The organism is Arsenophonus sp. ENCA (assembly GCF_002287155.1).
GTDB lineage: Bacteria > Pseudomonadota > Gammaproteobacteria > Enterobacterales > Enterobacteriaceae > Arsenophonus > Arsenophonus nilaparvatae.
Genome location: NZ_NHNG01000666.1, coordinates 1 through 2,461, shown reverse-complemented (window position 1 = coordinate 2,461; position 2,461 = coordinate 1). Strand labels below are relative to the sequence as shown.

The following is a 2,461-nucleotide window of genomic DNA, read 5'->3' as shown; positions in this document are numbered from 1 at the left end:
GTTCAGATTGAGTAAGTAAAGCGCGCATCTGCTCAGCAACGCCCTCTTTTTGTTGACGTAATTCAATTAATTTTTTCATGTATGTATTTTCTCTCTAGCATAAAAAAAGCGGCTACCGCAAAGTAACCGCCTTTTCGTGAAATTCAGGTTGTAGTGTTAAGAAATAACATAAATATAGTACTTTGCTTTTTAAAAGAAATAAAGAATTTGCAGGAAGATAAACCCTTCTTTAGGCAATTTTAGGTAGGGGGTAAGGTGCTTGTAGCACTCTTAAGAAAATCAGGACTTAATGCAGTATGTTTCTTTCTTCCTTGACAAATCTGTCTATTTCCAGTTTTACCTCATCCATAACAAGACATCCCTCTATAAATCCTTCTGCCGCCTGTAGACGCTTGACAACTTTATCACGTGAGACGCCATAATGATCTGCTATCTTTTGAGGTGAATAGCGTTTCAGGTAATACATGATGATTAGGGAATAATAATCTTTTTTATAATCCTTCAACCGCCTTATAGCCTTATCTATTTTCTCTCCATCCTGATCACCACAACTTGGTTGCATTTTCCCAATACTGGGTATTGCTAGCTTGGCTAAGACAGACGCACGAGGCCACTTGCAATTAATAGCCCCATCCGCTGCCCATGCACCCCAGTGTTCAAGCACACGTTGAATATCTCGCATATCCTTGCCTTATTGCTGTAAATTGCGAATATTAGTGTTTACCTGTTCTAATTCATTCTCTATTCTATCTATTGCATCTCCCATGAATTCCATTCTTTTGTACATTTTTCTTAGTTCCATTACCGCTAAAGCTTGATAAACATGCTGCATGTTTATGCCGGAATTTATTAATGCATTGATATCATCTCTGAAATCATTTAGTTCTATTGATGTAATAGACATTTTTTATCCTTTTGGTTTAATTAAATACATTGAAATTAAAGTGTTACCTTCACTGGGATAGCCAGCCAAGAGAAAAGGTGGGTATTAACTAAAAACCTCCTTACTATTCTCTTTGTAATAAACGATACGTCTATTTTTTGAGCGCTGATTGCCATAGTTATCATGCTTTCATTGATAGCTATTGGCACACTTCCCCCCTCTTGTTTTGATAGTTTTCAATCTTGCACTACCCACATAATACCCACTTTATCCCCCATTTTTTAGGTGCCCACTTTTTTACCCAAGCATTTTTAAACTTAGGCTGTAGGCCGCGCTATTGCTGGGTTTGTTGGAATTCCCCACTTTTTCCACATATAGGCGAGAAAAGTGGGTCATTATGTTAATTAAATGTTAAATTCACTAAGTGTTACCCATTTTGTTACCCACTTTTATCAAGTGTTATCCTTGATGACAGGGTGTAAATCGTTGCCATCCACACGCACCAATCCCTCATTTTCAAGTTTTACAAGCCAGCGACGAAAATGCTTAATATCAATCCCCATTGATTTCATGTCGTCACGAATTAACGCGATTGTGCATGGATCTTTGAGGGATGTTCTTGAGCGTATGCATTGCCATAGCGCGGTATGGTTATCCGTTTTGTTGCTAACTGCGCCAATGATCAGATCCTCCTCCTTCGGCTCACGAGGCTTATCAACCACTATTAGCGAAGTCACAAGCTCGCCGTCGCTATCGGTGAATAGTTCTACTACGCGCAGGTCATAAGCCTTAGCTTCTGGCTCCTCGGCATCCTTCATTTTGGTACAGGCAATAACCAAGGCGTTTCCATCGCACTCACGGTTAATTTTAAATTCAGCATCCAGTGCAGCACGGAAAGCACTTGAACCTCGCGCACCTTTTGACTCATCCTTGCCGGAATGGTGAATCACCAGAATTGTTGCACCTGTTTGTTTTTTAAGTTCATCACAACCGCGTACAAATGCGCCCATATCTTTAGCATCATTCTCATCAGAACCGCCAAAGCAACGTGCCAGGGTGTCGAGAATAATTAAGCGAACAGGCTTGCCGGTTTCAGCTTCTACCTGTTTAGCTGCAATCGCCATTTCCTTTATTTCCATCGGTGCAGCAGGGAATATAGGTGTATTGACAAGGTAAAGATTATTAGCCTCCTGACCATGCACTATTTCCCATGCCTTGATACGGCGTGGTACACCAATACCACCCTCGCCAACCACATACATCACAGATCCATGCGCGACACGATGCTCTCCCCAATCTTTACCGGTTGCGATATGGCAGGCCCACGAACCAGCAAGAAAGCTCTTATACGAACCGCTAGGCCCGTAAATGCTGCATAACGAATGGGCAGGAATAAGCCCCTTAACAACATAATCAAGCTGGGTATCAAATCCGGCAGATCCTATACTCATTAAACTAGTTGCTGAATAGAGACTTGCATTTTTTGTCACGCTATTGAGAATAAAAAGAGGTTTAACTTAGAGAATAAAGGTTTGAAATGATCAACAAAGAGCGGCTGTTACGAGATAATCGTTTATG

2 protein-coding genes and 1 pseudogene are annotated in these 2,461 nt (G+C 40.9%); all 3 read right to left on the bottom strand.

Annotation, left to right across the window (positions count from 1 at the left end; all coding sequences use genetic code 11):
* Nucleotides 1-286: 286 nt before the first annotated feature.
* Nucleotides 287-682: an antiterminator Q family protein gene (locus CBG25_RS17395; protein WP_290608232.1), complete on the bottom strand. Its 396-nt coding sequence runs from the start codon at nt 680-682 to the stop codon at nt 287-289.
* 9 nt (nt 683-691) lie between these two features.
* Nucleotides 692-904 (bottom strand): hypothetical protein, encoded by a 213-nt coding sequence (locus CBG25_RS17390; RefSeq protein ID WP_290608230.1) that lies wholly within the window; start codon nt 902-904, stop codon nt 692-694.
* A gap of 431 nt (nt 905-1,335) precedes the next feature.
* A pseudogene (locus tag CBG25_RS17385) lies at nt 1,336-2,334 on the bottom strand (helicase RepA family protein); the annotation flags it as partial.
* Nucleotides 2,335-2,461 lie beyond the last annotated feature (127 nt).

Bases quoted from the DNA above. Each gene is read 5' to 3' on its own strand.
- CBG25_RS17395 (WP_290608232.1), bottom strand. From the start codon at position 682: ATGCGAGATATTCAACGTGTGCTTGAACACTGGGGTGCATGGGCAGCG.
- CBG25_RS17390 (WP_290608230.1), bottom strand. From the start codon at position 904: ATGTCTATTACATCAATAGAACTAAATGATTTCAGAGATGATATCAAT.